Here is a 26,897-nt window from a genome sequence, read left to right on the forward strand (position 1 = left end):
CGGGCGCGCCGGACTATCCTGGCCGAGGCGCGCTGGTGACCCAGACTGGCGCGCCTCGCCGTGCGGCCGCAAGCACGTCTGCGCTTGACCACCGCGGACTTCGGGCCGGTCACGGCTGTGCGCACCGAACCATCACCCCCCTAGAGCGGAAGCGACTTAGCCATGCGAGTTTCCCCGGAAGCGCCGATCCCCGACTGGTCGGCCCTCGAAACCTCCTTCGAGCACAACGCCCCCGACCACCACGCCTACCTCGATCTGCAGAACGGGCAGGTGGTGACCATCAACGACACCCGGCCCGAGGACGAGGAGAAGCGGCAGCAGATCGCGCGCTCGACCGGGCGCTTCATCCACCTCGACCCGGCGTCGTCGCGCGAGCAGTACCGCTGGATGGAGCGCTTCGTCGCCTCGGTGGAAGATCCCGCGCTGCGCGAGCGACTGACGCTGGCGATAGACGGTAAGGGCGCGTTCCGTCGCTTCAAGGACGTGTTGCTGTCGTACCCGGTCGAGCGCGACCGGTGGTTCTCGTACCGGGCGAACCTGCTGCACATCTACATCGACGGCTGGCTGGCCAACCAGGACATCGCGCTCGGCGCGTATCCGCCGTGGGGCAAGCCGGAGGATCCGCCGGAGCCGAACATCCCGCTCGAGAAGCCGACGAGCGAGCGCGCGCCGGGGCCGTCGGAGACGCTGCGCCGGACCGCGCGCGATCTCATCGATCGCCTGCCCGCGATCGAGCTGCCGGCCGCGATCGCCTATCTGCAGTACCTGCTCGACAAGCAGCCTTCGGTCCACCACGAGCCCACCACGTGATCCGCCCGATCGAGCTGTCCCTCGAGACATCTCCGGCGCGACGCTTCAACCGCTTCATCGGCGTGGCTCTCGGCGGCGGCCGCGGCAAGACGACCGCGGTCGCGCGGCTCGAGCGCGTCGAGGCGGAGGGCGCCGCGCCGCGCGTGCGTCTGGCGGAGGCCCGGCTGCGCCACGGCCACCGCGGCAGCGGCGAGGAGGGCGGCGAGGGCGGGGGCGATCCGCTGTTCCGCGACGAGGTGCTGGTCGCGTACCTGCAGCGCTGGACGGCGGACGACACGGTGGTCGCGATCGACGCGCCGCTGACGTTGCCGCCGTGCATCCGCTGTCCGCTGGCCTGTCCCGGAGTACAGGCGTGCACGGTGCCGGTGGTGGCGTGGATGCGGAAGCACGCGCCGGCCTTGCACGCGGCGCGGCGCTCCGACCCGGGCAAGCCGGCGGTCACCCCGTACACGCAGCGGGCGGTCGACGTCCTGCTGACGCACGTGGGGCTGTCGCCGCGCGAGTCGCTGGGGCAGGGCATGGGGCCGCTGGCGGCGCGGGCCGCCTATCTGCGGCGCGTGCTGTCGCCGCTGCTGCGGCTGCACGAGAACTTGATCGAGGTCCACCCGCCGGCGACGGTGACCCGGCTGTTCGGGGCCGAGGTCGAGCGTCGGCACCGGCGCAGCGACAGCGAGCAGGCGTGGGAGCTGCGCAAGCGGATGCTGACGGCGCTCGACCCGGTGCTCGCGTTCGACTTCGTCTGGCCCGAGGTTGTGGTCCGCAGCCCGCACGTCTTCGACGCGGTCATCGCCGGGCTCACGGCGTTCTTGTGGGCGCATCAGGGCTGGCAGGGTCCGCTCGATCTCCAGCCGGCGCAGCCTGCGACCGCCAGCGAGACCGTCACGCCCGATCCCCTGCGCGCCGCGATCGCGGGGCTCGAGGATCGCTGGCTCGAAGACGGCTGGATCTGGGTCCCACCGGCTCCTGGAGGCGGACGCGTGTGATTCTGCACGATTTGGCGCAGACCGAGGGCTTGTGCGGGCCGTTGCTTCCCGTGCTTGCCTGCGATGCGCCGCCAGGTGCACAGTAGACAGGCTACAGGCCCTCGGACCCCAGACGCATGCGAGACCCGGCCCACGGCAGCGACTTCACCCCCGACGAGCTCGATCTTTTGGAGGACGCGCTCGAGTGGATGGAGGATCCCGCGCGCCGGGGCGATCTGGAGGCGATGCCCGCGCCGCTGCGCCAGCGCGCCGACGAGTACGCCGCGATCCTGGCGATGACGCGCGAGGCGATGCCCGAGGAGGACGTCTCGCCCGGGCTGCTCGACGGCATCCTCGCCGAGGCCCGACGGGCGGCGCCTCCGCCGGCGTCGGCGGCCGCCGAAGGTCCGAGCTTGTGGGAGCGGCTGCGGCGCTCGTTCTTGCTGCCGGGCGTGGCGCTGGCCGGCACCGCGGCGTTGCTCTTGTGGGTGGCGCGGCCGGTCGACGAGGCGGGGCCGTCGATCCGCGAAGAAGCTGCGCCCTCGCCGGCGCCCGCGGCCCCCGAGGCGGCCCGCGAGCCGCGGCCGGTGCCCGAGCCGGGTGGCCTGAAGGACATGTCCCCGCCGCCAGACGAGCGTGAGGCCGAGGCACCCGCCGAGGTCGCGCCGACGTCGGCGGCCGCCGACGCGGCGAGCGTGCCGGGGGCGATCGAGCAGGAGCCGCCGTCACCGGCGATGAAGGCCGCGCGAGGCGGGGCGCCGGCGAAGAAGAAGGCGATGGAGCTCGACGAGGAGCCGCTGCCCGGCCTCGCCGTGCCGGAGGAGCAGCGCGTCGACGCCGACAAGGAGTCCGTCCGCGACCAGCTCGAGAGCGGCGACCGGGCCCGCAACAAGGGCCGCTGTGACCTCGCCGAGGCCGAGTACGCGGCGGTCGCCAACAGCAACGGTCCGGCGGCCGAGCGCGCGCGGGCCCTCGCCGGCCTGGGCCTGTGTCGGGAGGCGGCCGGCAAGACGGCCGACGCCGAGCGCTACTTCGAGGCGGCCCGCTCGCTCGACGCCGGCGTGGAGCGCTGGCTCGGCGGCGAGACCGAGGTGGTGAAGAAGAAGGCCGTGAAGGCGGCCAAGCCCAAGGCCGACGGGCTGTAGCGGGTCGACGCTCGTGCCGGCATGAGCGTCGGCGGCGGCGTCGCCATCTGGCTCGAAGGACAGAGGACGCGTCGTCGACTCGACGACGCCGAAGCAGCCGAGCTCGCGCGCGATCGCCGACCTGGGGCCGTATCGTGGGCGGGCGAGACCGCCGGCGTCGAGCAGGGCTGGCGACTGTTCCCACGGACATGGCTCCCGGGACAGGTCGCAGCCACCCGGCCAGAGCGCTTCGCATGTACGGAAGGACCTGTTCAAAAGACCCTGTCAAAAAAGACAGGTCTCTGCTCAGTCGACGTCGACCGCGAAGTCGACGCCGACGCTGGGGCCGTCGTAGCTGGGGAAGCGGTGGTCGTAGACGGCCTTGCGCGCGCAGGGGACGATGCCCCAGACGTTCAGGCTCGCGGGTGCCTTGACCGACACGCTCTCGACCTTGCCGGAGGGCTGAAGGCGCAGCTGGATCGCCAGGCGGCCGCTGCCGACGTCGCCGTAGCGGCTGGCCGTGATCACGCAGTCGGTGATCTTCGGCGTGATCTTGGCGAAGTGCTGGTCGAGGACCCGCTCGCTCGGGCGCTCGCTGCCGGCCTCGAGATCGATGGTCTGGGCCTTGTCGTTGGAGAACTGGGGGATCTTGCGATCGTCGACGGGGACGAACGGGGGCAGCTTGTCGGCAGCGGGCTCGGCCTCTTCGACCTCGCCGATCTCGTCATCGGCGGCGGGCGCCGGAGCAGCGCCGCCCGCCGCGGTCGAGCCCGCCGTGGTCCGGCGCACACGCTTCTTCTTGCGCCGCTTTTTCTTCTTCTTGCCGTCGTCGGGGACGGGGGTCGCGACCGGGGCGTCGGCGACGCACTGGCCCTCGACGCAGGTGCTCCCGGGCTCGCAGGGGGCCGGGCAATCGGGCTTCGGCGCGGGTTCGCACGCGAACGAGGCCGCCAGCGCGAGCGCGGCGAGGCGGGCGAGGCGGGCGCCGGGCGGATGCTCACCCATGGGGCCCGGATGATGCCGGCCGCGGCGGTGCGGTTCAAGCTCACGGCCCGAGATCTGGCCCGCGGCCGGCCGACCATGGCAGCGTGCGCGCCGTGTCCACGGTGCCCTCCCGAGAGCTCGCCACGTTCGCCAATCCGCGCCCGGGGCGCGACTACGAGGTCCGCTTCGATTGCCCCGAATTCACCTGCCTGTGCCCGATGACGGGCCAGCCGGACTTCGCCACGATCCGGATCCGCTACCGCCCGCGCGCCCGCTGCGTCGAGCTCAAGAGCCTCAAGCTGTACCTGTGGTCGTTCCGGGACACCGGGGCGTTTCACGAGGCCGTCACCAACCAGATCCTCGACGATCTGGTCGCCGTCCTGGACCCCGAGTGGCTCGAGGTCGAGGGCGACTTCCTCGTCCGCGGCGGGATCCACACGGTCGTGCGAGCCCGTCACGTGGGCGCGCCGCTGCCGGGCTGAAAGCGGCGGGCGGGCGTGATAACGTCCGCCCGGACTCGCTGCCATGCCCATGTTCTCGACCCTCGCCGGCGCCCTGATCGCTCTCCTCCTCGACGGTCCCTTCAACTACGAGTTCTCGCGCGTCACCGACGAGAAGAGTCAGGCCCACGTGATCCTGCGGGCCAACGAGGACCTGCAGGCGATGGAGGTGACGATCACCGGCGACCGCCAGACGATCCGCAAGAAGATCCCGGCGCTCAAGTCGGGCAAGGAGTACAAGATCGTCTGGACGCAGAACGGCGACACCGCGGCCTACGAGATGGCGATCGTGTCGTCCGCCGGCGAGGCCAACGCGAACTTCGAGGTCGCGCGCGGGGCCGGCAAGCCCTCGGGGGGCGGCGGTGGCGGCGGCGGGGCGGCCGGCAAGGTCACGGCGATGGCGACCGCGGCCGACATCCTCTACGACCACAAGGTCGCGTACACGACCAGCTTCGAGGTCAGCGGCTACGAGTTCAAGGTCTACAACACCGACGGCGACGTGATCCACAACGACGCGGGCACCGGCGGCTGGAAGGCGGGCGAGCGCATCGAGCTCCGCTGGAACACGACGGACGACGTGTTCCTGGTCAAGGTCCGCTTCGAGGGCGCGCAGGGCCAGTTCGGCGAGCACATCCTGGCGCCGATGGCGATCGACATCCCGCACACCGAGGTCGTGTTCGACAGCGGCAAGGCGATCATCCGCGGCGAGCAGGCGCCGAAGATCGACGAGGCCGCGGCGGTGGCGATGCACAAGCTGGCGGCGGTCGAGAACGCCAAGAAGGCGGTCGGCAACGTGCTCGAGGGCGCCGGCTACGTGCCCAAGCTGTTCATCGCCGGCTACACCGACACCGTCGGCAAGCCGGGCGACAACCAGAAGCTCTCGGAGGGGCGTGCGCGCGCGATCGCGGAGCGCTTCCACGAGAAGGGCGTGTGGTCGGAGATCTACTACACGGGCATGGGCGAGAAGGGCCTCAAGGTCCAGACGCCCGACTCGTTCGACGAGGAGAAGAACCGCCGCGCGGTCTATGTCATCAGCTTCCAGCCGCCGACCGGGCCGTGGTTCCCGTCGCCGGGGGCGTGGAAGAAGGTCGCCAACGCGCGCCCGCGCCCGGCCGAGCTGCCGCCGTACCCCGAGAAGTGGAAGGAGTACGAGGACAACAAGCGCCACGGGAAGACCGACGGCGGGTCGTCGTCCAGCGAGGGCAGCGGCGGCGGCAGCAGCAGCTCGAGCGATACGTCGTCCGGCAGCGACGACGGCTCGGGCACGTCCGGCAGCAGCGGCGGCTCGGGCGGCGAGCCGTACCTGGGCTCGGCCGAAGGCCCGCCGGAGGTCGGTGGCGAGCCGGGGGCGAGCAAGAAGGGCTGCAGCGTGGTCGCCGACCCGACGCCCGGCGCGACCATCCTGCTGCTCGCGGGGCTCTTGACGCTCCGCCGCCGCCGCGTCCGCGCCGCGTGAGCGCCGGGGGCCCGCTCGACTCGGCGGGCCGGGTTCGCTGTCGCTGGCGCCGGGTCCCGCGGTTCTTCGTCGCTGGCGACCCGAGGACGCGCGGCTGGATGTGGGCCTCGTCCGAGCGTGGCCTGCCGCTGGCGTGCCTGCTGCTCGGGCCCGGGTCCTCGTGCTTCGTCGCACTGCCTGAGCACGGTCGGCTCGATGTGTCGGGGGGGGGCGCGCCTCGTCGCGTCGCCCGTGCATGACCGGCCGTTGGCGTGCCCTGTTGTTCGGGCCTGATGTCGTGCCGGGCCGTCACCCGCTGCGGGACGCGGGCCCGGCCGCTCGCATGGGTCGGCGTGGGGCATCGCATGGGGCCTGCAGCGCTCCGCCACGGTCGTGGCCTCGGCGCGGGGCAGGTCGGTCGTCGTACGGGTCGACATGCATCGACGCGACGGTGCGGATGCATCGACGCGGGGCCAGATCGCGCGGCGACGCACCGACGCGGGCTCCGGGCGGCGGGCCGGGAGCAGCGCAGGAGCACGACATGCGAGGACAGCCGCGAGGTCGTGGCGTCGAGCGAGCCGCGATCGCGAGCGGCCGGTGCAGCGAGAAATGCCGCAGAGAGGCACGCTGCCCCGTGAATTCAGCGGTTTTCGCCGAGGTGGCCTTTGGGACCTGCGCCACGCGGCAGGTGCCTACGCGCAGCCTGTGATCGGTGAAGTGGTTGCAGGCCGGCCAACGTGTTCCAGACTTGCGCCGCAGAAGGAGTGAGAGCATGGCGCGTAGTACTCGGACGAAGCAGAGCGGGCCGGCGCGGGCCGGCGCGAAAGTACGCAAGGCGGCTCCGGCCAAGACCGGGGCGAAGGCGAAGGCGAAGAGCCCCGCGGTGAAGGGCAAGGCGGCGACCAGCCGGGCGACGAGCAAGTCGACCGCGCGCACGGGCAAGCAGGCCGCCGCGCCCGCGTCGAAGTCGCGCAGCGAGGCGGCGAAGAAGGGCTGGGAGACCCGTCGCCGTCGCGCCGGCAAGACCTCGACGTCGACCCCCCGCAAGACCCCCGCCGGCGCGGCGAAGGCCAAGACGGCCCGGGCTCGCTAGCGACGGCGACCCCGGGCGCTCGCGCCGGGCTCGCCGACGTGGCTGTCCTTCGGGACATGTTCAGCGGCGAAGGTCGAGCGGTGGAGCCGACGAGACCGCGGGCTCGCCGGCGAGGAGCGAGGGCACGAGACCGCGTGCCTCGCTCCGCGCGAGGACCTGTGAACCGGTGGGCTTGTCGATGAGGAGCGAGGCACGAGACCGCGTGCCTCGCTCCCAGCGAGGGGCCGAGAGACGTGAGCGAGGCAAAAGACCGCGTGCCTCGACCTGAGCAAGAAGGCGAACCGCGTGAGCTCGCCGGTGAGCAGCGAGGCACAGGATCGCGCCGCGTTCCGCACGAGGACCCGAGAACCGGTGGGCTCGTCGTGAGGAGCGAGGACCGCGAGCCTCGCTGCGTGGTCCTGCCGCGGCAGGCCACGCGAGCCGTATGCACAAGGCGCCGATCTGCTCGCTCAGGCGAGCTGGCCTTCGGGACAGGAGTTCTGCAGGCAGTGCTGCAGCCCGCACTTGAGGCTGGTGGTCGCGGGCAGGCGGGCCAGCTCGGGGCAGAGGGCGACGAGCTGGGCGACGGCGTCCGACGAGACGCCCGACAGCACGCAGGCGGCTCCGAGGCGGCGGACCGCGTGGGCGATCTGGGCGACGGACTCGGCGTTGACGCCGTCGATCGTCTCGAGGGCTTGCAGGTCGAGCACCACCCACGCGGCCTGCTGGCGCGAGATGGCCTCGGCCAGGCCGCCGATCGTGGCCGCCTGACGATCGCCGTCGAGGTGGCCGATCAGCGGCACCGCGAGGACGCCGTCCCAGATCTCGAGCACCGGCGAGGTGAGGCGCGCGATCTCCTGCCGCTGCGCGTGGATGACCGACATCTTGTGCAGCAGGTCGCGCTCGGCGGTGCGGCGGCGGTCGGTCTCGAGCACGAGCGTGACGGCGTCGGCGAGCGAGGCGACGAACGCCAGCTCGTCGTCGGTCCACACGCGCGGGTCGCCGATGTACTCGCAGCAGAGCACGCCCGACAGGCCGCCGCGCGAGCGGATCGGGGCGTCGAGGGTCGCCGACACGCCGTGCCGGCGAAAATAGATGGTCCCGAACTCGCGCGTGCGCGGGTCGGTCTGCGCGTCGGAGGCGTCCAGCACCCGGGTGGTCGCCAGGGTGGCAAAATAGATCGGGAAGTCGCAGCGGTAGAGCACGGCGCCGGACGAGTGCGCGGCCGTCGCCACGTCGTACAGGTCGGCGCACTCCAGAGCCGAGGCGTCGGGGGTGAAAAACCACACTCCAGCGCGGTGGATCTTCAAAATGTCGACGGCGGTCTCGGTGATCCGCCTCAGGCCGGTCGCGAGGTCGACGTCCGGTCGCTCGCGGTCGCGGGACAGCTCGAGCAGGGCGCTCAGCTGGCGGGCGAGGTTCTTGTTGTCGCCCGCTTCGTCGTCGCCGCACATCAGCTCGGCGAGCACGCGCGCCCTGGCTCGGTCAGGGTCCTCGGCGATGCGCGCGGCTGCGGCGATCCGCGCGGCTCGGTCGAGCAAATTCATGCTTCCCCTCCACAGGCGAAGTATGACCGGCAACACGGAGCGCGCGAGCGGCTGGACCGCCGGAGCGGCGTCACATGTCTGGAGGGACAGGTCCGGGCGGCCGGGGCGCAGGCGGTTTCGCGGCCGATCGGGCTCGGCCGCGCGTCACTCGAAGGTGACGACGAAGACCTCCTGTTCGCCGTCGGTGCCGGCGGCGCCGGTGGTGGCGCTGTCGTCTCCGCGGCGTGCGCGACGGATCTCCACCTCGCTGCGGTAGCCGAGCGCCTCGAGGGCGTTGACGGTGGTCTGGAACAGGGGGCGTCCCGGGTCGGCGAGGACGATCCGCCCGCCCGGGCGGCACAGGCGGGCCAGGGCCGGCGCGACCTGTTCGGCGAGGCGTGCCTCGTACGCCACGTCGCTGGCGAGCACGACGTCGGCGGTGCCGAGGGCGGCGACCAGGGCGTCGGGGTCGGCCACGTCGCCCGGGTGGTAGGCGATGACGGCGTCGTTGAGGGCGGCGTTGCGGCGCAGCAGGGCCGGCACGTCCGGGTGGGCGTCGCTGGCGAGGACGTGGGCGCCGAGGCGGGCGGCGACGAGGGCGGGCAGGCCGACGCCGCAGCCGACCTCGACGACCCGGCGGCCGCGGACGAGGGCCGGTCGCTCGCCGAGGTGGGCCGCCAGCGCGCGCCCGGCCGGCCACAGCGTGCCGAAGTAGGGGACGAGGCGCAGCGCCTCGGCGTCGTCGATGCTGCGGCCGACCTCGTCGCACAGGGCGTCGATGGCGGCGTCGAGGCTGGAGACGACGTCGAGCTCGACGACGACCCCGCCGCACAGCTCGCGGGCGCGGCGCAGCGGGTAGTCGAAGCGGCTGCCTGAAAGGACAGGTGATGGATCGGGGCGGGTCATCGGTCGAAGGTGAGGCCGACCTCGCCGAGCGGTTCGCGGCGGTCGAGGTCGCGGCGGGCGGCCTGCCCGCGGTCGCGGCGCGGCGGGTCGGCGAGGCGGCTGCCCGAAAGGACAGGTGATGGCGCGGGGCGGGTCATCGGTCGCAGGGGAGGACGACCTCGCCGGACGGTACGCGGCGGTCGAGGACGCGGGCGGCACGCGGCGGGCCGGCGAGGCGGCTGCCCGAAAGGACAGGTGATGGAGCGAGGCGGGTCATCGGTCGAAGGTGAGGACGACCTTGCCGAACTGCTCGCGGCGGTCGAGGTAGCGGTGGGCGGCCTCGGCCTCGGCGAGCGGGAAGGTGCGGTCGAGGATCGGCTTCAGCTCGCCGCGGCCGACGTGGGCGAGGAGCGGGAACAGCAGCGACTTGCTGCCCATGGTGCTGCCGAGGACCTGGAGCTGGCGGAAGAACACCTGCCGCAGGTCGGTGGTGGCGGCGTGGCCCGAGGTGGCGCCGCAGGTGACGATCACGCCGCCGCGCTTGCAAAGGCGCAGGCTGGCCTCCCAGGTGGCGGCGCCGGTGTGCTCGAACACGACGTCGAGGCCGCGCTTTTGCACCCACGGGACGGCCCGCACCCGGCGCTCCCACTCGGAGTCGTCGCTGCGGAAGGTGAGCTCGGCCCCGAGCTCGCGCGCGCGGGCCAGCTTGGCGTCGCTGCTGGCGAGGGCGATCACGCGGGCGCCGAACAGGCGGGCGATCTGCAGGCCGGCGACGCCGACGCCGCTGCCGACGGCGTGGATCAGCACCGTCTGCCCGGGCCTCACCTGGGCGCGCACGACCAGCATCTGCCAGGCGGTGAGGAAGGTCAGCGGGATCGCGGCGGCGGCGACGAAGTCGAGGTTGTCGGGCTTGGGCAGCAGGTTCTGCGCCGGCACGGCGATCCGCTCGCAGTAGCCGCCCGGGAACTGCTCGCCGAGGATGCCGTACTTCGGGCACAGGTTGTCCCAGCCCGACAGGCACGCCTCGCACTGGCCGCACGAGACGCCGGGGCTGACCACGACCTCGGCCCCGACCTTGGCCGGGTCGACGCCGGGACCGACGGCCGTGACGACGCCGGCGATGTCGCTGCCGAGCACGTGCGGCAGCGGCAGCTTGAGGCCGGGCATGCCGCCGCGGACCCAGATGTCGAGGCGGTTGAGGGCGCAGGCGCGGACCTCGACCAGCGCCTGGCCAGGGCCGGGCTCGGGATCGGGCAGGTCGGCGAGCTCTAGGACGCTGGGGTCGCCGTGGCGGCGGAGGACGACGGCTCTCATGGCGATGTTCTGGAGGACAGGTTGCGAAGGACAGGGTGCGAGGGACAGGTGCGAACGTTCAGGCCGGGCGCTGGCGCAGGCGGGCGAAGTTGACGGTCTCGCCGTCGTGGACGGCGTCGCCGTACTCCTGGACGACCGCGCTGATGTCGCCCGAGCGGGCCTTGCGGGCCCGGATCGCCTGGGCCAGGGCGTCGGCGGCGGCGGCGTACTCGGCCAGGCTGGCGGCGAACTGCGGCAGCCAGAACACCGCGGCCGCGGCGGCGGGGTCGGAGTCGTAGGCGGCCCGGAACTCGGCGTAGGCGGCGGTGAAAGCGGTGTGGAACGCGTCGCACACGCCGGCGGTGAACTCGTCGTGGTCGCCGATGCAGCGCACGTACGGCTTGGCCTGGATGATGACGTTGCGCGTGTGCCACTCGAGGCCGGCGCCGGCGCGCGCCTCGATCTCGGCCAGCACGGCGGCGTCGAGCCGGCCCTGGCGGGCCGCGATCTGCTCCTCGAGCGCCCGCCGCGACTCGTCCCAGGCGCGGTAGGCGTCGCTGAAGTTGTTGTAGATCGGCGAGCGCTCGCCGTCCTCCTCGATCGAGGAGGACCGTTGCGACATGTCCTCGCGGACAGCGTCGATGGTGGCCGCGAACACCTTGGAGGTGTCGTTGTAGACCGCGAGCGCCTGCTCGAGCGCCGGCTGCGGCGGCTTCAGCAGCGGGCCCTCGCGCTCGGCCTTGTCGCACTCGCCGAGCGCCTGCGGGGGGACCTCGGCCGGCGGGGTGCGCGTGCGGCCGGCGAACGCGGCCGCGCCCTCGCGGTAGGCGTCGTACAGCGGGACGCGGGTGGCGCCGACGCAGTCGACGTAGAGCCGCAGCTTGTTGAGGACGAGCTCGGGCGGCAGCCGGTCGGGCTCCTCGGGCCGCTTGTTGTCGGTCGCGGTCAGGCCCTGCTGCAGGCGCTCGCTGATCTGCCGCTGCAGCCCCTCGACGCCGCCGTTGCAGGCGAGGACGGCGCACAGCGGCGCGGCGAGCAGGGGCCCGCGGAGCCGAGAGAGGTGCGTGGCCGGGCCCGAAGACATGCCGAACCGGCGGAAAAGCGTGCCACGGGCCGGCCGCGCCCCGCAAGCGTCCGGGCGGCCAGCGAGCCCGACGATCCGGCGGGGCGGGGCGCAACGTGGGTCACGAGCGACGCGGACCGGCCGTGGGGTCGCGCGCGGTGCGAGACACGAGCGACGCGGCGCCCGACCACCGCGCCGAGCACGAGCTGAAGGGATTGCGACGCGCCGGGCAGGGGGGCGCTTCGCCCTCGGTGACCGTGCTTCCGGTCAGACCCAGTGCGGGTCCTCGGGGACGATGATGCGCAGGTAGTGAAAGAGGTTGCGGATCCGGTAGTGGTCGGTCGAGACGTACTCCTCGCCGTCGATCTGCGAGGGGACCGGGCCCATGCCGGCGGGGCGGAAGATCTTGACCTCGATCTGCGAGCCGCGCGGGATCTGCTTCGGCGCGAGGCCGAGGACCGCGAGGTCGTCGCTCGTCACCGGGTTGCGCTTGTGGGCCCGGATCGTGGTGGCGCCCCAGTCGGCGGGGTTCTCGACGATGATGACCTCGAACTTGCCGTCGTCGGGCTTGGAGGTGGGGTCGAAGATCCAGTCGCCGCCGTAGAGCAGGGTGCCCTTGATGACGATGTCGTTGATCCCGCCGAGCTCGCGCGTCTCGCCGTCGATGGTGATCAGGGCGGCGAAGCGGGCCTTGCCGATCAGCGACTTGAGGGCGTTCTTGGCGAGGCTCGACAGGCCGGCGCGGATGTAGACCAGCTTGTCGCGGTAGAGCTGGCGCAGCACCGGGATCTTGGCGACGATCTTGCGGTCGCGGTTGCGCTTGGCCAGGATCTGCGCCGACAGGCCGAGGCCCCAGCTGTCGAACCAGAGGTCGCGGTCGACGACCTCGCCGGCGGCGTCGCAGGCCTCGACCTCGCCGACGTCGAGCCACTGCTCGACGCCGGCGGCGATGATGGCGATGTTGTCGGGCAGGGCCTTGAGGCCGGCGTGGACGCCGAAGCTGCGGCCCTGATCGTTGGCGGTGCCCATCGGCAACATGCCCATCGGCGTGTCGATGCCGCAGCGCTCGCGGGCGAGGATGATGCCCTTGGCCGTCTCGGCGAAGGTGCCGTCGCCGCCGAGGTAGATCACCCGGGCGACGTCGCCGCGCTCGAGCCGATCGGCGAGCGCCGCGACCGTGGCCCCCTGCGGCAGCGTCGAGAAGAACTCGGGCTCGAGCCGGGCCCGGGCGAGGCCCTCCATCGCCGCGGCGATCGCCGCCTCGGCCTTGCCGCTGCGGGCCGTGGGGTTGCCGACGAGCAGCGAGACGCGAGGGCGAGGCACGGCCGCGGAAGGCTAAACCTCAGGGCCCGCGGCGGGCAAGTCCGCGCGAGGGGGCGCACGGGTGCAGCTCACGGGCCTCACGCGCGGCGCGGGGCTCGCCGCGCCGTCGCGCGGGTTTCAGCGCCCGGCACCCGGGGAGGTCACGCGAACGCCTCGCGCAGCCGCCGCGCGGATCTGATACCCATCCGGAATGCTCCGCACCCTCCCTGCCGCGCTGCCTTCCAGCCTCACCCTCGTGCTCCTCCTCGCCGGTTGCGCCGGCAAGGGCGCCGATTCGGCCACGCCGGCCGGCGGCGAGAGTGTGGCCCAAGAGACAGGTCCCACCCAGCCCGCCGTCAAGTTCGAGAACCCCGGCGGGATGTGGATGCCCGGGCAGATGACGGCCCACGCCGAGACGCTGAAGAGCCTCGGGCTCGCCTACGACCCGGCCGCGCTGACCGACCCGACGGCGTTTCCGCTCGGCGCGATCGTCAGCCTCGGCGGCTGCTCGGCCTCGTTCGTGTCGCCCGAGGGCCTGATCGTCACCAACCACCACTGCGTGACGCGCTACCTGCAGGCCAACTCGACGCCGGAGAACAACCTGCTCGACAACGGCTACCTGGCCAAGACCCGCGCCGACGAGAAGTCGGGCGGCCCGGCGGCGCGCGTGTTCGTGACGACCGCGTTCACCGACGTCACCGACAAGGTGCTCGGCGGGCTCGAGGGCGTGGCGGACGACAAGCGCGCCGGCCAGATCGAGGATCGCCGCAAGCAGCTCGTGGGCACCTGCGAGGGCGGCCGCACCGGGGTGCGCTGCACGGTGGCGAGCTTCTACGAGGGGGCGCAGTTCTTCCAGATCGAGCAGACCGAGCTCCGCGACGTGCGCCTGGTCTACGCCCCGCACGAGGGCATCGGCGTGTTCGGCGGCGACATCGACAACTGGCGCTGGCCGCGGCACACGGGCGACTTCTCGTTCCTGCGCGCGTACGTCGGCAAGGACGGGCAGCCGGCCGACTTCTCGCCGGAGAACGTGCCGTACAAGCCGAAGCACTTCCTGAAGGTGGCGACCGACAAGGCGACCGAGGGCAGCCTGGTGATGGTGGCCGGCTACCCGGGCCGCACGCAGCGGCTCAAGACCGCCGCCGAGGCGCAGCAGGCGGCCGACTGGTACTACAGCCGGCAGATCCAGCTCTACGAGGAGCTGATCGCGGTGATGGAGGGGATCGGCAAGAAGGACCCGAAGGCGCAGATCGCCGGGGCCTCGCGCCTGCGCGGGCTCAACAACTACCTGCTCAACTTCCGCGGCATGCGCGACGGCCTGGTCAAGGGCGGGGTCGCGGCCGACAAGGCCCGCATCGAGGGCGAGCTGCAGAAGTGGATCGAGGCCGACGAGGCGCGCAAGGCCAAGTACGGCGACGTGCTGGCGCAGATGGCGGCGCTGACGAGCGAGAAGGCGAAGACGCGCGAGCGCGACGCGGCCCACGACGAGCTGGTGCGCGGCTCGCTGCTGCTGCAGGCGGCCGACACGATCGTGCGCCTGGCCGACGAGCGGGCCAAGCCCGACGACCAGCGCAAGCTCGGCATGCAGGCCCGCGACGAGCGGGACCTCGAGCAGTCGATGCAGGCGCTGCAGGCCAATTACCACCCCGAGCTCGACCGCGCGGTGTTCCGCCTGTACCTGCAGCGCGCGGCCAAGCTGCCCGAGGCCGAGCGGCCGGAGGTGCTGACGGCGATCGTCGGCAAGAAGGGCACGATCACCGACAACGACATCGATCGGGCGCTCGACAAGATCTACAAGGGCACCAAGCTCGGCGACGCGGTGGTCCGGCTCGAGACGCTGCGTGCGGCCAGCGCCAAGACGGTCAAGGCCAGCGCCGACCCGTTCATCAAGCTGGCGCTCAAGCTGAAGCCGCTCGTCGACGAGCACAAGAAGCAGGGCGAGGCCGCGACCGGGGCGATGGCCGCGCTGCGCCCGCGCTACATCGAGGCGCTGCGCGCCTACCACAACGGCTCGCTGGCGCCCGACGCCAACTCGACGCTGCGCGTGACCTTCGGGACGATCCGCGGCTACTCGCCGTCGGCCGGCGCGCCAATCTACAGGCCGTTCACCACGGTGTCGGAGATGGTGGCCAAGAACACCGGCGAGGAGCCGTTCGCGGCCCCGAAGGCGGCCCTCGACGCGATCACGGCCAAGAAGTTCGGGCCCTACGCGGCCCCGGAGCTCGGCGAGGTGCCGCTCAACTTCCTCGCCGACCTCGACATCACCGGCGGCAACTCCGGCTCGGCCACGCTCAACGCCAAGGGCGAGCTCACCGGCCTGGTGTTCGACGGCAACATCGAGGCGATGGCCAGCGACTGGGTGTTCATGCCGCCGATCACCCGCTCGATCCACGTCGACATCCGCTACGTGCTGTGGGTGATGGACGCGGTCGACGGCGCCGACCACCTGCTCACCGAGCTCGGCGTGACGCCGACGATCTGAGGCCGCGAGCGCGGTGAGGCGAGGACGACCTCGGGGGCGCGGCTCCCGGGGTCGTCGTCGTCTTCACGGCCGCCCGGCCGCGCGCGCGAGGACGGCGAGCACGGCGTCGGGCGTGGGGGTGCCGCGGCGGCCGTCGGCGGCGAAGAACAGGCCGCCGCCCTCGCCGATGGCGATGTAGCCGAGGAAGGCGCCGCGGGGGCACACGAGCGGGGGCACGGGCGCGTGGGTGCGCGAGAAGTCGTAGCCGCACGCGGCGACCAGGTCGGGCAGGACCACGAGGGCGACGAACAGCGGCAAGATGTCCGCAGGGACAGCCGGCAGGGCGACGTCGAGGGCGCGCTGGACGGCCGGGAAGAACGCGGCCATGCGGTCGTCCGGCTCGAACACGACGATCCGCGCGTGGTCCCGCTCGAGCGCGTCGCCGACGCGCGGGTGGGCGTCGAGGAACTGTCGCCGCACCAGAGTCGGGCCGATGTGCGTCCCGAGATCGAGGACGTGCGGGTCCATGTCTGCTTGTAACACCCGTGCCCACGCTTGTCGCCGGCGCGGGTCCGGCCTATGGTCGGCGACAGGAGCGGCCGTGAACTTCGTCTGTCCGCGGATGACTCGAGAGATGGTGGCGCGCGACTGTGCGGCGCTCGGCGTCGTGCCCGGCGACACGGTGATGGTGCACGCGTCGCTGCGCGCGGTCGGGCCGCTGCTCGGCGGGCCCGACGCGCTGATCGACGGCATCCTGGCGGCGGTCGGCGAGGCCGGGACGATGCTGGTCTATCTCGGCTGCCCGTCGCCGTACGACGACCTCGGCCGCGGGCTGTACTCGCCCGAGGACGAGCGCTTCATCGAGGAGCACTGTCCGCCGTTCGACCCCTACCTGACGCGAGCGAACCGCGAATTCGGGGTGCTGCCGGAGTTCTTCCGCGGCCACCCGCGCGTGCGCTGCAGCGCCAACGCCGGCATGCGCATGGCGGCCGTCGGCGCGCGCGCGGACTTCTTGACCCGCGATCACGGGCCGAACTACGGGCTCGGCGAGGGCTCGCCGCTGGCGCGGCTGTGCGAGATCGGCGGCAAGGTGCTGCTGGTCGGATCCGACCTCGACCAGGTGACGCTGCTCCACTACGCCGAGGCGGTGGCGCCGATCGAGGGCAAGCGGCTGGCCCACGTGCGCGTGCCGGTGCTGCAGGACGGGGTCCGGACGTGGATCGAGGTCGAGGAGTTCGACACCAACAACAACGTCTGCGACTGGCCCGACCGGTTCTTCGGGACCATCGTCGAGCGCTTCATCGCCGCCGGGCTGGCGCGCAGCGGGGCGATCGGCGCGGCCGAGAGCCACCTGCTGCCGGCCCGCGCGCTGGTCGAGTTCGCGGTGCCGATCATGACGGCGACGGCGGCGCAGCTCGCCTGAGCGGGCATGTCCCCTGGGGCATTGCACCAAGAGCATGCTCGAAAAGACATGTTTATTGCAGCATGTCCGCCGGGACATGTTTCGGAGGTCAGCGCGTCAGCCCGGCGGGACGGCGCCGGTCACGGCATGCGGCTGACCGGCGGGGGGACCCAGTCGCCGCGCAGCGCCGGCTCCTCGGGCCAGTAGAGGCGCATGACGAGGTTGAAGGGGCCGGCGGGGGCGGGCAGCCAGTTGGCCTCTCGGGCCTGGCCGGGCGACGTCTGCTGGAGATAGAGGTCGATCGAGCCGTCCTTGTTGCGCCGCAGCTTGCTGCGGCTGCCGAGGGCGTGGCGGCCCAGGGGGTTGTCGACGAAGTAGTGCTGGTCGTCGTAGAGCGTGACCGACCAGAAGCCGTGGACCGGCGGGGTCTCGCCCCTGTCGAAGTGGAGGACGTAGCGATGGGCGCCGGTCAGCGGCTGGCCGTTGCCGTCGACGCTGGTGGCCGGATAGAGGGCGTCCTGCGGCAGGTTGGCGCCGAGGCCGACCTCGGCGACGAGGGCCCGCCGCTCGTAGTCGACGCCGTACTGGCCGGTGTCGCCGACGATCCGCCAGCCGTTGACCCTGTCGCCCGGCAGGTGGCGCGCGGCCGCGGCCAGCTCGGCGCGGGCGTCCTCGACGCCCTCGCGCAGCGCGAGCGCCTCCGCGGGCGCGAGGTCGGCGGCGCTCCACGGTTCGCCGCGCACCAGCTTGAGCTCGCGCATCTTCTCGACCATGGGGGCGTCGGCGTCGGCCGGCGGGTTCTCGGGCAGGAGCTCGGCGAGGCGGGCGAAGAACTGCTCGGGCGGCATGGCGAAGACCTGCTGCGGCGGCGGGGTGCCGACGTCGACGCCGGTGGTCGGCGGCGGCGGCTCGGGGGCGACGGCCATGGGACCCCAGCCCGACAGCGGGGTGAGCTTGAACTGGTCCTGCAGCTTGTGGACGGCGAGGGTGTCGAGCGGGTTCTTCACCTCGGTGCGGCCGATGATCCAGACCATGTCGGTCGGGGCGCGCAGCTCGACGAGGCCCTCGGGGAGCTGGCCCTGCCAGCCGGGGCCGACGACGGCGAAGTGCTGGGCCCTGTTGCCGGTGGTGCGCGTGCCCGGCGAGGCGAACACGTTCGTCCAGCCGTCGAGCATCGGCATGAGCCAGTAGCGCTTGCCCATGTCGGGGATGCTCAGGACGATCGGCTCCCGGGCGAGGTCGAGCCAGGCCGAGGAGTAGAGGGTGTCGGCGTTGGGGCTGACCACGTCGCGGAACTTGGCGCTCGGGTAGGCGCGCAGGTGCTGGAAGGTGTGGACGGGGGTCTGCACGGTCATCACCTGGCGGGTGACGTCCATGAGCACGAGCGGATAGGCGAAGGTGTAGACCTGCTCGGCGACCCGCCGCAGCTGCGGGTCGGCGGTCGGCGGAGCCGCAGGCGGGGGCGGCGGCTCGGGGGTGGTCTCGGCCGGCGCGGGGACGTCCTGCGCGGGCTCCTGCGCGGGCGCGACGGCGACCCGCGGGTCGCGGTGGCAGGCGAGCGCGAGGACGACCGCCGAGAGCAGCGGGACGAACGAGCGGCAGGACGAGCTGCGATGCATCGGGCTAGGCTGGCCGAGGCCCGCGGCGGCGCAAGCAGGCTCGACGCGGGGATCGGGGGGCACGAGCGGGCGGCGGGCGCGGGGTCGTGGGGAGACGTGTCGTGGGAAGGCGGGGGATGTCCGGGGGGACAGGGGGCCCTGGCGCGGATGTCCCTCGAGACAGGTCGTGACTCGGCGGCGGGGGATGCCCGGGGGGACAGGGGGGGCCTTGGCGCGGATGTCCTCGAGACGGGTCGCCACTCGGTGCGGGTGTGCCGCGGGGACGTGCCGCGAGGCGGACCTGGCGACCGAGCGTGGATGTGCCGAGGGACATGTCGCGAGCCGAGCGTGGATGTGCCGAGGTGGGTGTCCCGAGGGACATGTCGCGGACCGAGCTCGGAGGTCCCGAAGGACATGTCGAGGTCGGACGTGGGTGTCCCGAGGGACATGTCGCGGATCGAGCTCGGAGGTCCCGAAGGACATGTCGAGGTCGGACGTGGGTGTCCCGAGGGACATGTCGCGGACCGGGCTCGGATGGCCCGAGGGACATGTGCGGTTCGAACGTGGGTGTCCCGCGGGACATGCCACGGGGCGCCCGTCGATGTCTGCGAGACGGGGTTCGCGGGTGGCCCGAGGGACACGTCGGCGCCGGCGCGGCGGGCCGCTTGCCGGCCGTCGAGCGGCCGCGGCGCGCGTTACTCGGCGTCGCGGTACTCGAGCGCGAGCTCGCAGTACGGGTCGAGGTAGAGCGCGCGCTCGAAGCACTCGCGGGCGCTGTCGGGGACGCCCATGCCGACGTAGATGGCGCCGCGGTAGGCGTGGAGGATCGCCAGGCTGGGGTTGATGCTCTCGGCGTAGTCGAGCAGTTCGAGCGAGTTCTGGGCGATCTCGGGGTCGCCGCCGCTGGCCCGGTAGCGCGCGAAGGCGAGGTGGGCGTGCAGGTCGGCGGTGTCGAAGCCGGTGTTGTAGGCGTCCTCGAACAGGGCGACGGCGGTGTCGTAGTCGCCCTCCCGCATGGCGACCTCGGCCTCGCCGAAGCGCATGGCGGCGTAGGCCTCGGCGCCGCCGTCGGCGCCGCCGCCCTCGTCGTTCGGCCCGACGAAGGTGTTCTCGCCGCTGGCGAGCATCGGCTCGTCGGCGTAGCCGGCCTCGCCGCCGAGGTCGCCGAGCTCGGGCTCCTCGTCGAGCGGGTCGAGCTCCTCGGCCTCGTCCTCGCCGAGGTCGCCGACCTCGGCCGAGAGATCGCCGGAGACGTTGGGATCGCCGAGGTCGGCGAGGTCGACCGACAGCGAGAGGTCGCCGGAGACGTTGGGATCGAGCGGGGCGCCGTCGAGGTCGTCGCCGAGGGCGAGGTCGCCGAGGTCGTCGCCGAGGTCGAGGCCGTCGAGGTCGTCGAGGTCGGGCAAGGGCTCGTCGCTGTCGCCGAGCAAGAGGTCGTCGTCGACGCCGGCGAGCAGGTCGTCGGGATCGAGGCCGGCGTCGGGATCGAGGCCGGCGTCGACTGCGACGGCGGCGGCCGGCTGCAAAGCGCTGTCCCCGGCGAGGTCGCCGAGGTCACCTGGCTCTTCGGGCAGGTCGGCGAGCGCCTCGGGCGCGAGGGTCACGGGCGCCAGCGAGGGCGGCGGCTCGGCGTCGCCGCCGGCGAGGCCCGCGAGGTCGGCGAGGGCGTCGTCGGCCTCGCCGCGCGGCTCGTCGACCGGACTCGCGGCGGCCACGGGCGCCTCGGCCGGCTCGTCCTCGCCGCCCGCTTCGTCCTCGTCCTCGATCATCTCGTCGTCGAGCTCCTCGAGCTCCTCGATGTCCTCGAGCGGCTCGTCGCCGTCGGCCGCGAGCGACTCCTGCGGCTCGTCGGGGAGGGCGACGCCGGCGAGCGACTCGTCGGGGAGGGCGACGCCGGCGAGCGACTCGTCGGGCAGCGGCTCGTCGGGGAGGGCGACGCCGGCGAGCGACTCGTCGGGCAGCGGCTCGTCGGGGAGGGCGACGCCGGCGAGCGACTCGTCGGGCAGCGGTTCGTCGGGGAGGGCGATGCCGGCGAGCGACTCGTCCGGCAGCGCGACGCCGGCGAGCGACTCGTCGCCGAGGAGGTCGTCGGGATCGGGCAGGTCGTCGGGCAGCTCGGGATCGTCGAGCAGGGCGATGACGGCGGAGGTGTGCGAGGCGTCGGCGGGCTCGGCCGGAGGCGCGGCCACGGCGGGCGTCTCCTTGCGCAGGGAGGACAGGCCGGGCGGGGGGCCGAGCTTGTGGCCGGGGCCCGGGAGCTTGGGGGCGGGGACGGCGGCCCGGATCGAGTCCTCGGGGCCGTCGCGCAGGTCGCTGAAGTCGGTCTCGGCGTCGAACGAGCCCGAGATGTCGGCGGCGGGCGCCGGGGTGAGCGTGGGCGCGGCCGCGGGCGCGGGGCGCGGGATGATCTCGCGGCTGGCGGCGGCCTGCAGCTTGGCCCGCAGGTTGCGCGGGTCGGTGACGATGCTCTCGTCGACGTTGAGGCCGCGGAACATCTCCTCGTCCTCGGTCGGCAGCAACGGGACGCGGGGGTTGCGGCTCGAGGAGGCGCCGAGGTCGACGGGCAGGCGGCTCGGCAGCGGCGTGTCCTCGTACTCGCCGATGGTCGAGAGGACCTCGAAGCCGGGCGCGAGCTGCTCTTCGGGCAAGGTCGGCGGGGTCAGGTTGGGCCGCAGCGGGGCCAGCTTCCGCGGCGACTTGACGTCGAGCGGGTCGACGACGCCGGCGCTGATCAGGCCGAGCAGCAGGGTCGACAGCTGCGGGACCTCGAGGTCGGGCCGGCGCGACAGCAGCTCGTCGGTGGTCCGGCTGCCGTCGATGCAGCGCAGGAAGTACAGCTCCTCGGGCAGGAGGTCGAGGCCGGCCGCGTCGCCGCTCCACTTGGGGCTCTGGGTCGGGTACTTGTCGGCGTACGGGCGCAGGGCCTCGCGCGCGCGCTCGTCGGTGTAGCGCTCCTGGATCGCGGCGAGGATCAGCGCCTCGGTGGTGCCGGCGGGCGGGGTGCCGGTGAGGCCGGGCTCGGCGCCCTCCTTGAACTGGAAGCGGCCCTCCTCCCAGCCGAAGATCTCGAACAGCTTGCGCCGCAGCTGCTCCTCCAGGCCGTAGCGCAGGTTCTGCTCGGAGAGGATGCCCATCTCGACGAGCAGCTCGCCCTGCTTCTTGCCGGTGCGGCGGATGGCCTCGAGGGTGTTGTCGCACTGCTCCTGGGTGATGAGGCCCTGATCGGTCAGGACCTGGCCGAGGAACTCGCTGGCGAGGTTGCTGCGGACGACGCAGGGCCGCCCGTCGACGAAGAACACCACCTTCTTCGTGTCCCCGCTCATCAGGTACAGGCTGCCGGTGACGCCGGCGCCGGCGATGTCGCGCAGCAGGCTGGAGAACGGCACGCGCTTGAGCGAGCCCTTGGTCGGGAACCCGAGATCGGTGTCAGCGGAGGTCATGCGCGAGAGCTCTGGAGCCGAGCGGGCCTACGATACCCCGGCGGCCCCAAGCCGGGCAGCCCGGTCCGCGTGGGGTCTGCGCCGGATCGGGCCCCGGACGAGGCGCGCAGGCCCGGGGCGCGGCACGGTCCCCGTCAGCGTTCACGTCGCGCTGTTTGCGCGGCCGGAGAGGCCGGCGCGCTGCGCAGATCTGCCCCGCGCGGCGGAGGCGGCGACCTTCAACCGCCGGGCTCGTGGAGCGGCAGCCGGATCACGACGGCGGCGCCGCCGAGCTCGCTGTCCTCGACCCGCACCTCGCCGTTGTGATCGAGGACGACCTTCTTGACGATCGCCAGCCCGAGGCCGGTGCCCTCCTTGCGCGTCGACTCGTAGGGCTCGAACACCCGCTCGCGCCGCTCGGGCTCGATGCCGGGGCCGTTGTCGTCGACCCGCAGCTCGACGAACCCGGGCTCGCCCTCGGCCGGGCGCGCGGCCACCCGCACGTGCACCGGGCCGCGCTGCCGCTGCGACAGCACCGCGTTCTCGACCAGGTTGACCAGGCACTGCTTGAGCAGCTGGCGGTCGCCGAGGATGACGAGCGAGGGCGGCGCCGGGATGACCTCGAGGACATCCGACTCGCGCTCGGTGAGGTGCCCGTAGGCGCGCTCGAACTCGGCGAGGATCCGCGCGACCACGGTCGGCTCGAGCTGGGCCTCGGGCACCTTGGCGAAGCGCGAGAAGCTGGTGACCATGCGCCGCAGCGACTCGATCTCGTCCTCGACGATCTCGACCGAGGAGCGGAGCAGGCGCGAGAAATTCTCGTCGGTGCCGGGGTCCTTCTCGCGCAGCTGCTGCGCGGCCAGCTGGATCGGCGTCAGCGGGTTCTTGATCTCGTGGGCGATCCGCCGCGCCATCTCCTGCCAGGCGCCGACCCGCTGCAGGTACGACAGCTTGCGCTGGGCCGAGGCGAGCTCGTCGAGCATGCCGTTGAAGGCGGCGCCGAGCTGGCCGAGCTCGTCGTTGCCGAGCTCGGGCACGCGCGCGAGCAGATCGCCGCCGGCGACCCGCAGCATGGCGTCGCTGAGCATGCTCAGCTTGCGCGTGGTCGCCCGCGCGAGCAAAAAACCGGCGATGAAGGCGACCATCAGCACGAGCGCGCTGGCCGCCCCGATCGCGCGGTACACCGCCCGCTCGAGCTCGCCGCGATCGACGACGTTGCCGTCGACGGTGACGTAGTCGAGGCCGCGCTTGATCATGCCGAGCGACTGGTAGTCGCGGTCAAGCGCGGGGTCGAGGGCGAAGATGGCGCCCAGGCTGCCCTGGTCGATTAGTCCTGTCCCCGGGAACATGTTCAAAGGGACAGGGCCCGACACGACCCAGATCCGCGCGCCCTCGTCCTCGGGCAGCAGGGCGCGCCGCTCGGCCAGGGCCGAGTGCGAGCCCTGGGCCTGCAGCTCGACGAGGTCGGGCTCGCGGCGGAGCAGCTCGTGCAGCAGCTCGCGCAGGCCGGCCGGGTCGTCGGCCGCGAGCTCGCCGCGCGCGGCCGCCAGCTCGAGCTCGCGGGCCATCGCCTCGAGGCGGGCGCGGTAGGTCTCCTTGCGCGCCTTGACGTAGCCGTCGTAGAACGGCAGCGCGAGGGCGACGGCGTCGTCGCTCTTCTGCGTGGCCGAGCCGACGATGCCCTCGAAGTACTGGACGGTGAGGGCGACGAGGTAGGCCGAGGCGCCGACGCAGAGGATCCCGAGGCACACGAGCGCGGTGATGACCCGCGACTCGAGCCGCCCCCACCACGGCACCCGCGGGGCGGCGACGATCCGCTGGCCGATCCGGGTCATGCGGATCCGCGAGAGATCGGAGGGCCGCGAGTCGGGGGCCGGCAAGCGCGCGACCGAGGCGAACGGCCGCTGCGGAGCCCCGGTCGACGACTTGTCGGCGCCCGCGTGGGCCGTCGACTCGGGCCGCGCCGCCGGCGTGACGGCCGAGGGCGGGCGAGCGACGGACCGCGCGAGCGGGCGCGAGGGCTCGCGCTTGCCGGGCGCGAGCGGGTCGAGAGGCGTAGGGGGCGAGGCGTCGACGAGGTCGTCGCGCGCTCCGGGGGCGGTGCGCGCGGATCCTGCGAGGTCGTCGCGCGCCCCGGAGGAGATCGGGCGCGACGGATCGGCCGCGCGCTCGCCGGGCGGGGTGTCCGCCGGCCCCGGGCGCGGGGCGTCGTCGTCGCTGGGACCGCGCGGACTCATGACGACACCAGATAGAAGCCCGGGACGGTTTTTATTGCGAAGGTCTGCTCGGCGCTCTGGGTGGCGCGGACGAAGATGCCGACCCAGCGCGAGAAGACCGAGAGGTCGCGGCCCTGGCCGCGGTCCCACTCGTCGCCCGACTGCGGGGCGAGCAGGTCGCGGTCGATCGGGTTGCGCTGGCCGACGACGGTGGCGAAGTAGACGGCGTCGGGGCCGCGCTGGAGGGCGCTGACCCGGCCGACGCGAACGCGGTCGAGGGTGGTGGCGCGGGCGATGGCCTCGTCGCGGTCGGTGTAGTAGCGGATCTGCGGGGCCCGCCCCGGATCGCTGGTGTTGACCACGTAGCGCTCTTTCCAGGGGTTGTACTGGATCTTGACGACGCGCGAACGCTGGTCGACCGGGACGCTGTGGCCGGCGCGGTAGACGACGATCTCGAACACGAGGGTGGTGGCGAACGCCGACTCGAGCGAGGCCATGGCGTCGACGTCGCGCGTGGGCAGCAGCTCCGGCATGGCGACGGTCATGAGCACGCCGTCGCCGACCTCCTCGAACTTGGCCCGGCGGTTGCGCAGCAGCTCGAGGCCGCTGGCGCCCAGCAGCGGCAGCGAGAGGCCGGCGAGGAGGAGGGCGCGCCGTCTCACAGCGGGGTCCTCCGCAGGACGTTGCCGACGGTGAATTCGAGGGCGCCGACGACGGTCTCGAGGCGCAGGCCGAAGTTGGCGTTGAAGCCGATCGGGGCGGCCCACTCGCCGGCGGCGCGGTGACGGGCCCGCTCGGCCGAGTCGCCGGCGAAGGTGAAGATGCCGGTCGACCACACGAGGTAGCCGGCCTTGATCCCGCGCACGCGGTTGCGCTGAAACAGCGGCCACACGTACTCGAGGTCGAAGCGGGCGAACAACGAGCCGAGGACGCGGCGGTCGATGCCGGTATTGAAGACGTCGACCGGGCTGCGGGTGGTGTAGATGAGACCCAGCTCGCGTCCGGGGGTCCAGTCGCTGAGATCGCCGGCGAAGAAGCGCTCGAACCGCGGGGCCCGCCCGGCGATCTGGCCGGCGACGACGCTGGGGGTGATCCAGTGGCCCCAGGGCAGGCGGAAGCTGTAGGCGGCGCCGGCGACGAGCTTGATGTACTCGTACTGGCTGCCGACCAGCGGCGAGCTGAGCTGGAGGTCGAGGGCGACCCGCGCGCCCTTGCCGAACCGCGCGGCCTCGTCGCGGCCGTCGTAGTTGAGGCCGAAGTTAAACGAGGTGAGGCGGTGGACGCCCGGGAGCAGCTCCAGGTCGATCGGCTGCGACTCGCCGATCGGGGAGGTGTAGGTCGGATCGGTCGGCAGCTGGGCATTGACGCGCTCGAACCGGTAGTCGAGGCCGAACACCAGGCGGTTGCCGGCGTTGAAGGTGGTGCCGAGGATGCCGCCGATCCGGCCGTAGTCGACGGCGCGGAACAGCGAGGGGTCGGGGTCGTCGGTGCGGCCGGCGATCCGGTACGGCTCGCTCGCGGAGGTGACGTAGACGGTGCCGGCGAGGCCGAACCGGGAGCCGCGCAGGCGCGGAGCGGCGAGGTGGAGACGGAAGGCCTGCTGCCGCCGGCTGCGCGGGACGTGCCGCGGCAAGCTGCCCCAGATGAAGCCGCCGCCGAGCTGCAAGGCGCGGCCGAGGAAGTTGCGCTCGAGCGCCTGGATGCCGCCGCGGAACGGGGTGAAGCGAGATGTCCCGAGGTACAGGTCGGTGACCTCGAGCGAGCTGCGCTCCTCGACGTCGACGGTCAAGGTGACGCTGCCCGGCTCGCCGGGGAGCGGGCGCAGGCGCAGGGTGACGCGCTCGAAGGCGTCGGTCTGCAACAGGCGCAGGCGGGCCCGCTGGACCCGCGCGTCCTCGGGCCACAACAAGGTCTCGCCCTGGCGCAGACCCTCGCCCGCGAGGATCTCGATCACCCGCGCCGCCGGGGTCTGCTCGGTGCCGCGGACCTCGAGCGCGGCGATCGTGACGCTGCGCCGCTCCTGCGCCCCGGCGGCCGCGGGCCCTGCGCTGGGGCTCGCGGTCGGGCTCGCCGGAGCGGCAGCGCCGACGGGGGCCGGCGGACCGGCGGCCGCAGCGGTCCACGGCACGACCCCTGCCGCGAAGAGACCCCACAAGGGGCCGCACGACCACCGACTCGGAGCAGGCCGCCGGGATCGGCGGTCGCCTGCGCGGACGTCAGGGGCGTGCATGGGCCGCGAGTGTAACGCAAGGCGCGCCCGCGCCGCTCCGTTGTCCGCTAGACTGCAGTCCGTGGAGGGCCGCAAGCTCGTCGTCTACATCGAGGACAACCCGAGCAACTTCGCTCTGGCCCGCAAGATCCTCGAGCTGTCCGGCGACTACGAGGTCATCGGCGCCAAGGACGGGGTGTCCGGCCTGGCCCTGGTGCGCGACCGGCGACCGGACGTCGTGCTGCTCGACCTCGACCTGCCGGGGATCAGCGGGATCGAGGTGGTCCAGCGGATCCGCGCGACCCCCGACATCGCCGCGACGCCGGTCCTCGCGGTCACCGCCAGCGTGATGAAACGCGAGCGCCGCCAGGCGATGGACGCCGGCTGCGATCGCTTCATCGAGAAGCCGTTCGACATCCACGAGCTGCGCAGCCAGGTCGACGAGGTGGCGGCGATCCAGCGCTGAGGCGACCGGCCGCGAGGGTCGGCAGCCCGGGCGGTGAGGTCGCGGGCGGGCGCGGCGCGAGCGGCCCGCGGTCGGGGCGAGGAGGTGCCGTCGAGGCGGCGAAGCGCCGGTCGCTCGCCGGGCACGGAGGCGCTCGGGTCGATCACGGGAGGCGCCCCGCAGGATGCCCG

Annotated in this window: 22 protein-coding genes; 9 read left to right on the forward strand and 13 right to left on the reverse strand. The window is 73.0% G+C overall.

Translation table 11 applies throughout. The features are described from left to right. Nucleotides 1-162: 162 nt before the first annotated feature. The 3 genes from NAEX_RS40610 to NAEX_RS40620 all read left to right on the forward strand — a co-directional run bounded on the left by NAEX_RS40610 (nucleotide 163) and on the right by NAEX_RS40620 (nucleotide 2,917). Nucleotides 163-810: a UPF0158 family protein gene (locus NAEX_RS40610; protein ID WP_096332828.1), complete on the forward strand. Its 648-nt coding sequence runs from the start codon at nucleotides 163-165 to the stop codon at nucleotides 808-810. Further along, nucleotides 807-1,793: a DUF429 domain-containing protein gene (locus NAEX_RS40615; protein WP_096332829.1), complete on the forward strand. Its 987-nt coding sequence runs from the start codon at nucleotides 807-809 to the stop codon at nucleotides 1,791-1,793. The genes NAEX_RS40610 and NAEX_RS40615 overlap by 4 nt, the downstream gene beginning before the upstream one ends. A 116-nt stretch (nucleotides 1,794-1,909) precedes the next feature. After that, nucleotides 1,910-2,917: a hypothetical protein gene (locus tag NAEX_RS40620; RefSeq protein ID WP_096332830.1), complete on the forward strand. Its 1,008-nt coding sequence runs from the start codon at nucleotides 1,910-1,912 to the stop codon at nucleotides 2,915-2,917. A 285-nt stretch (nucleotides 2,918-3,202) separates the two neighbouring features. Here NAEX_RS40620 and NAEX_RS40625 read toward each other — a convergent pair whose 3' ends face one another. Next, nucleotides 3,203-3,901, reverse strand: a complete 699-nt coding sequence (locus tag NAEX_RS40625; RefSeq protein WP_096332831.1) for a hypothetical protein — start codon at nucleotides 3,899-3,901, stop codon at nucleotides 3,203-3,205. A gap of 92 nt (nucleotides 3,902-3,993) precedes the next feature. Here NAEX_RS40625 and queF point away from each other — a divergent pair, with 92 nt between their 5' ends. The 3 genes from queF to NAEX_RS40640 all read left to right on the forward strand — a co-directional run bounded on the left by queF (nucleotide 3,994) and on the right by NAEX_RS40640 (nucleotide 6,908). Next, complete coding sequence (queF, locus tag NAEX_RS40630; protein WP_096333893.1) at nucleotides 3,994-4,362, forward strand: preQ(1) synthase; 369 nt, start codon at nucleotides 3,994-3,996, stop codon at nucleotides 4,360-4,362. A gap of 43 nt (nucleotides 4,363-4,405) precedes the next feature. Next, on the forward strand, nucleotides 4,406-5,836 hold the full coding sequence (locus NAEX_RS40635) for an OmpA family protein (RefSeq protein WP_096332832.1): 1,431 nt from the start codon (nucleotides 4,406-4,408) through the stop codon (nucleotides 5,834-5,836). 751 nt (nucleotides 5,837-6,587) lie between these two features. After that, a complete protein-coding gene (locus NAEX_RS40640) occupies nucleotides 6,588-6,908 on the forward strand; it encodes a hypothetical protein (RefSeq protein ID WP_143140629.1) in 321 nt (106 codons plus the stop codon). A 449-nt stretch (nucleotides 6,909-7,357) separates the two neighbouring features. On the opposite strand, the gene NAEX_RS40645 is transcribed toward NAEX_RS40640, so the two are convergent. The 6 genes from NAEX_RS40645 to NAEX_RS40665 all read right to left on the reverse strand — a co-directional run bounded on the left by NAEX_RS40645 (nucleotide 7,358) and on the right by NAEX_RS40665 (nucleotide 12,977). Then, the gene (locus NAEX_RS40645; RefSeq protein ID WP_096332834.1) at nucleotides 7,358-8,434 is read right to left on the reverse strand and encodes a GAF domain-containing protein; all 1,077 of its coding nucleotides are present in this window, start codon (nucleotides 8,432-8,434) and stop codon (nucleotides 7,358-7,360) included. A gap of 144 nt (nucleotides 8,435-8,578) precedes the next feature. Further along, the gene (locus tag NAEX_RS40650; RefSeq protein WP_096332835.1) at nucleotides 8,579-9,319 is read right to left on the reverse strand and encodes a class I SAM-dependent methyltransferase; all 741 of its coding nucleotides are present in this window, start codon (nucleotides 9,317-9,319) and stop codon (nucleotides 8,579-8,581) included. Then, nucleotides 9,316-9,456: a hypothetical protein gene (locus NAEX_RS51505; RefSeq protein WP_170136425.1), complete on the reverse strand. Its 141-nt coding sequence runs from the start codon at nucleotides 9,454-9,456 to the stop codon at nucleotides 9,316-9,318. The genes NAEX_RS40650 and NAEX_RS51505 overlap by 4 nt, the downstream gene beginning before the upstream one ends. A gap of 115 nt (nucleotides 9,457-9,571) precedes the next feature. Further along, complete coding sequence (locus NAEX_RS40655; RefSeq protein ID WP_096332836.1) at nucleotides 9,572-10,612, reverse strand: zinc-binding dehydrogenase; 1,041 nt, start codon at nucleotides 10,610-10,612, stop codon at nucleotides 9,572-9,574. Between the two features lie 58 nt (nucleotides 10,613-10,670). Beyond that, nucleotides 10,671-11,675, reverse strand: a complete 1,005-nt coding sequence (locus NAEX_RS40660; RefSeq protein ID WP_096332837.1) for a DUF3829 domain-containing protein — start codon at nucleotides 11,673-11,675, stop codon at nucleotides 10,671-10,673. Nucleotides 11,676-11,921: 246 nt separating this feature from the next. Further along, on the reverse strand, nucleotides 11,922-12,977 hold the full coding sequence (locus tag NAEX_RS40665) for a diacylglycerol/lipid kinase family protein (RefSeq protein ID WP_096332838.1): 1,056 nt from the start codon (nucleotides 12,975-12,977) through the stop codon (nucleotides 11,922-11,924). Between the two features lie 190 nt (nucleotides 12,978-13,167). On the opposite strand from NAEX_RS40665, the gene NAEX_RS40670 reads away from it, so the two are divergent. Beyond that, the gene (locus NAEX_RS40670; RefSeq protein WP_096332839.1) at nucleotides 13,168-15,438 is read left to right on the forward strand and encodes a S46 family peptidase; all 2,271 of its coding nucleotides are present in this window, start codon (nucleotides 13,168-13,170) and stop codon (nucleotides 15,436-15,438) included. Between the two features lie 63 nt (nucleotides 15,439-15,501). Here the strand turns inward: NAEX_RS40670 and NAEX_RS40675 are convergent, their stop codons facing one another. Beyond that, the gene (locus tag NAEX_RS40675; protein ID WP_170136426.1) at nucleotides 15,502-15,945 is read right to left on the reverse strand and encodes a hypothetical protein; all 444 of its coding nucleotides are present in this window, start codon (nucleotides 15,943-15,945) and stop codon (nucleotides 15,502-15,504) included. Nucleotides 15,946-16,018: 73 nt separating this feature from the next. Here NAEX_RS40675 and aac(3) point away from each other — a divergent pair, with 73 nt between their 5' ends. Beyond that, entirely contained in the window at nucleotides 16,019-16,840 is an 822-nt protein-coding gene (aac(3), locus tag NAEX_RS40680; RefSeq protein ID WP_170136427.1) for an aminoglycoside 3-N-acetyltransferase, read from the forward strand. 119 nt (nucleotides 16,841-16,959) lie between these two features. Here aac(3) and NAEX_RS40685 read toward each other — a convergent pair whose 3' ends face one another. From NAEX_RS40685 to NAEX_RS40705, 5 genes are all read right to left on the reverse strand, one after another. Then, nucleotides 16,960-18,438, reverse strand: coding sequence for a DUF1254 domain-containing protein (locus tag NAEX_RS40685; RefSeq protein WP_170136428.1), 1,479 nt, complete (start codon nucleotides 18,436-18,438; stop codon nucleotides 16,960-16,962). Between the two features lie 674 nt (nucleotides 18,439-19,112). Then, complete coding sequence (locus NAEX_RS40690; RefSeq protein ID WP_096332843.1) at nucleotides 19,113-21,857, reverse strand: DUF4388 domain-containing protein; 2,745 nt, start codon at nucleotides 21,855-21,857, stop codon at nucleotides 19,113-19,115. 218 nt (nucleotides 21,858-22,075) lie between these two features. Further along, nucleotides 22,076-24,073 carry a sensor histidine kinase gene (locus NAEX_RS40695; protein WP_096332844.1) on the reverse strand — a complete coding sequence of 666 codons (1,998 nt, stop codon included), beginning with the start codon at nucleotides 24,071-24,073 and terminating at the stop codon, nucleotides 22,076-22,078. Beyond that, on the reverse strand, nucleotides 24,070-24,714 hold the full coding sequence (locus NAEX_RS40700) for a hypothetical protein (RefSeq protein ID WP_096332845.1): 645 nt from the start codon (nucleotides 24,712-24,714) through the stop codon (nucleotides 24,070-24,072). Before NAEX_RS40700 ends, NAEX_RS40695 begins: the two co-directional genes overlap by 4 nt. Further along, the gene (locus NAEX_RS40705; RefSeq protein WP_143140628.1) at nucleotides 24,711-26,207 is read right to left on the reverse strand and encodes a BamA/TamA family outer membrane protein; all 1,497 of its coding nucleotides are present in this window, start codon (nucleotides 26,205-26,207) and stop codon (nucleotides 24,711-24,713) included. The genes NAEX_RS40700 and NAEX_RS40705 overlap by 4 nt, the downstream gene beginning before the upstream one ends. A gap of 136 nt (nucleotides 26,208-26,343) precedes the next feature. Here NAEX_RS40705 and NAEX_RS40710 point away from each other — a divergent pair, with 136 nt between their 5' ends. Continuing rightward, complete coding sequence (locus NAEX_RS40710) at nucleotides 26,344-26,727, forward strand: response regulator (RefSeq protein ID WP_211302558.1); 384 nt, start codon at nucleotides 26,344-26,346, stop codon at nucleotides 26,725-26,727. The last annotated feature ends 170 nt before the right edge of the window (nucleotides 26,728-26,897 follow it).

This window comes from Nannocystis exedens (assembly GCF_002343915.1).
In the GTDB taxonomy this organism is placed as follows: Bacteria; Myxococcota_A; Polyangia; order Nannocystales; family Nannocystaceae; genus Nannocystis; species Nannocystis exedens.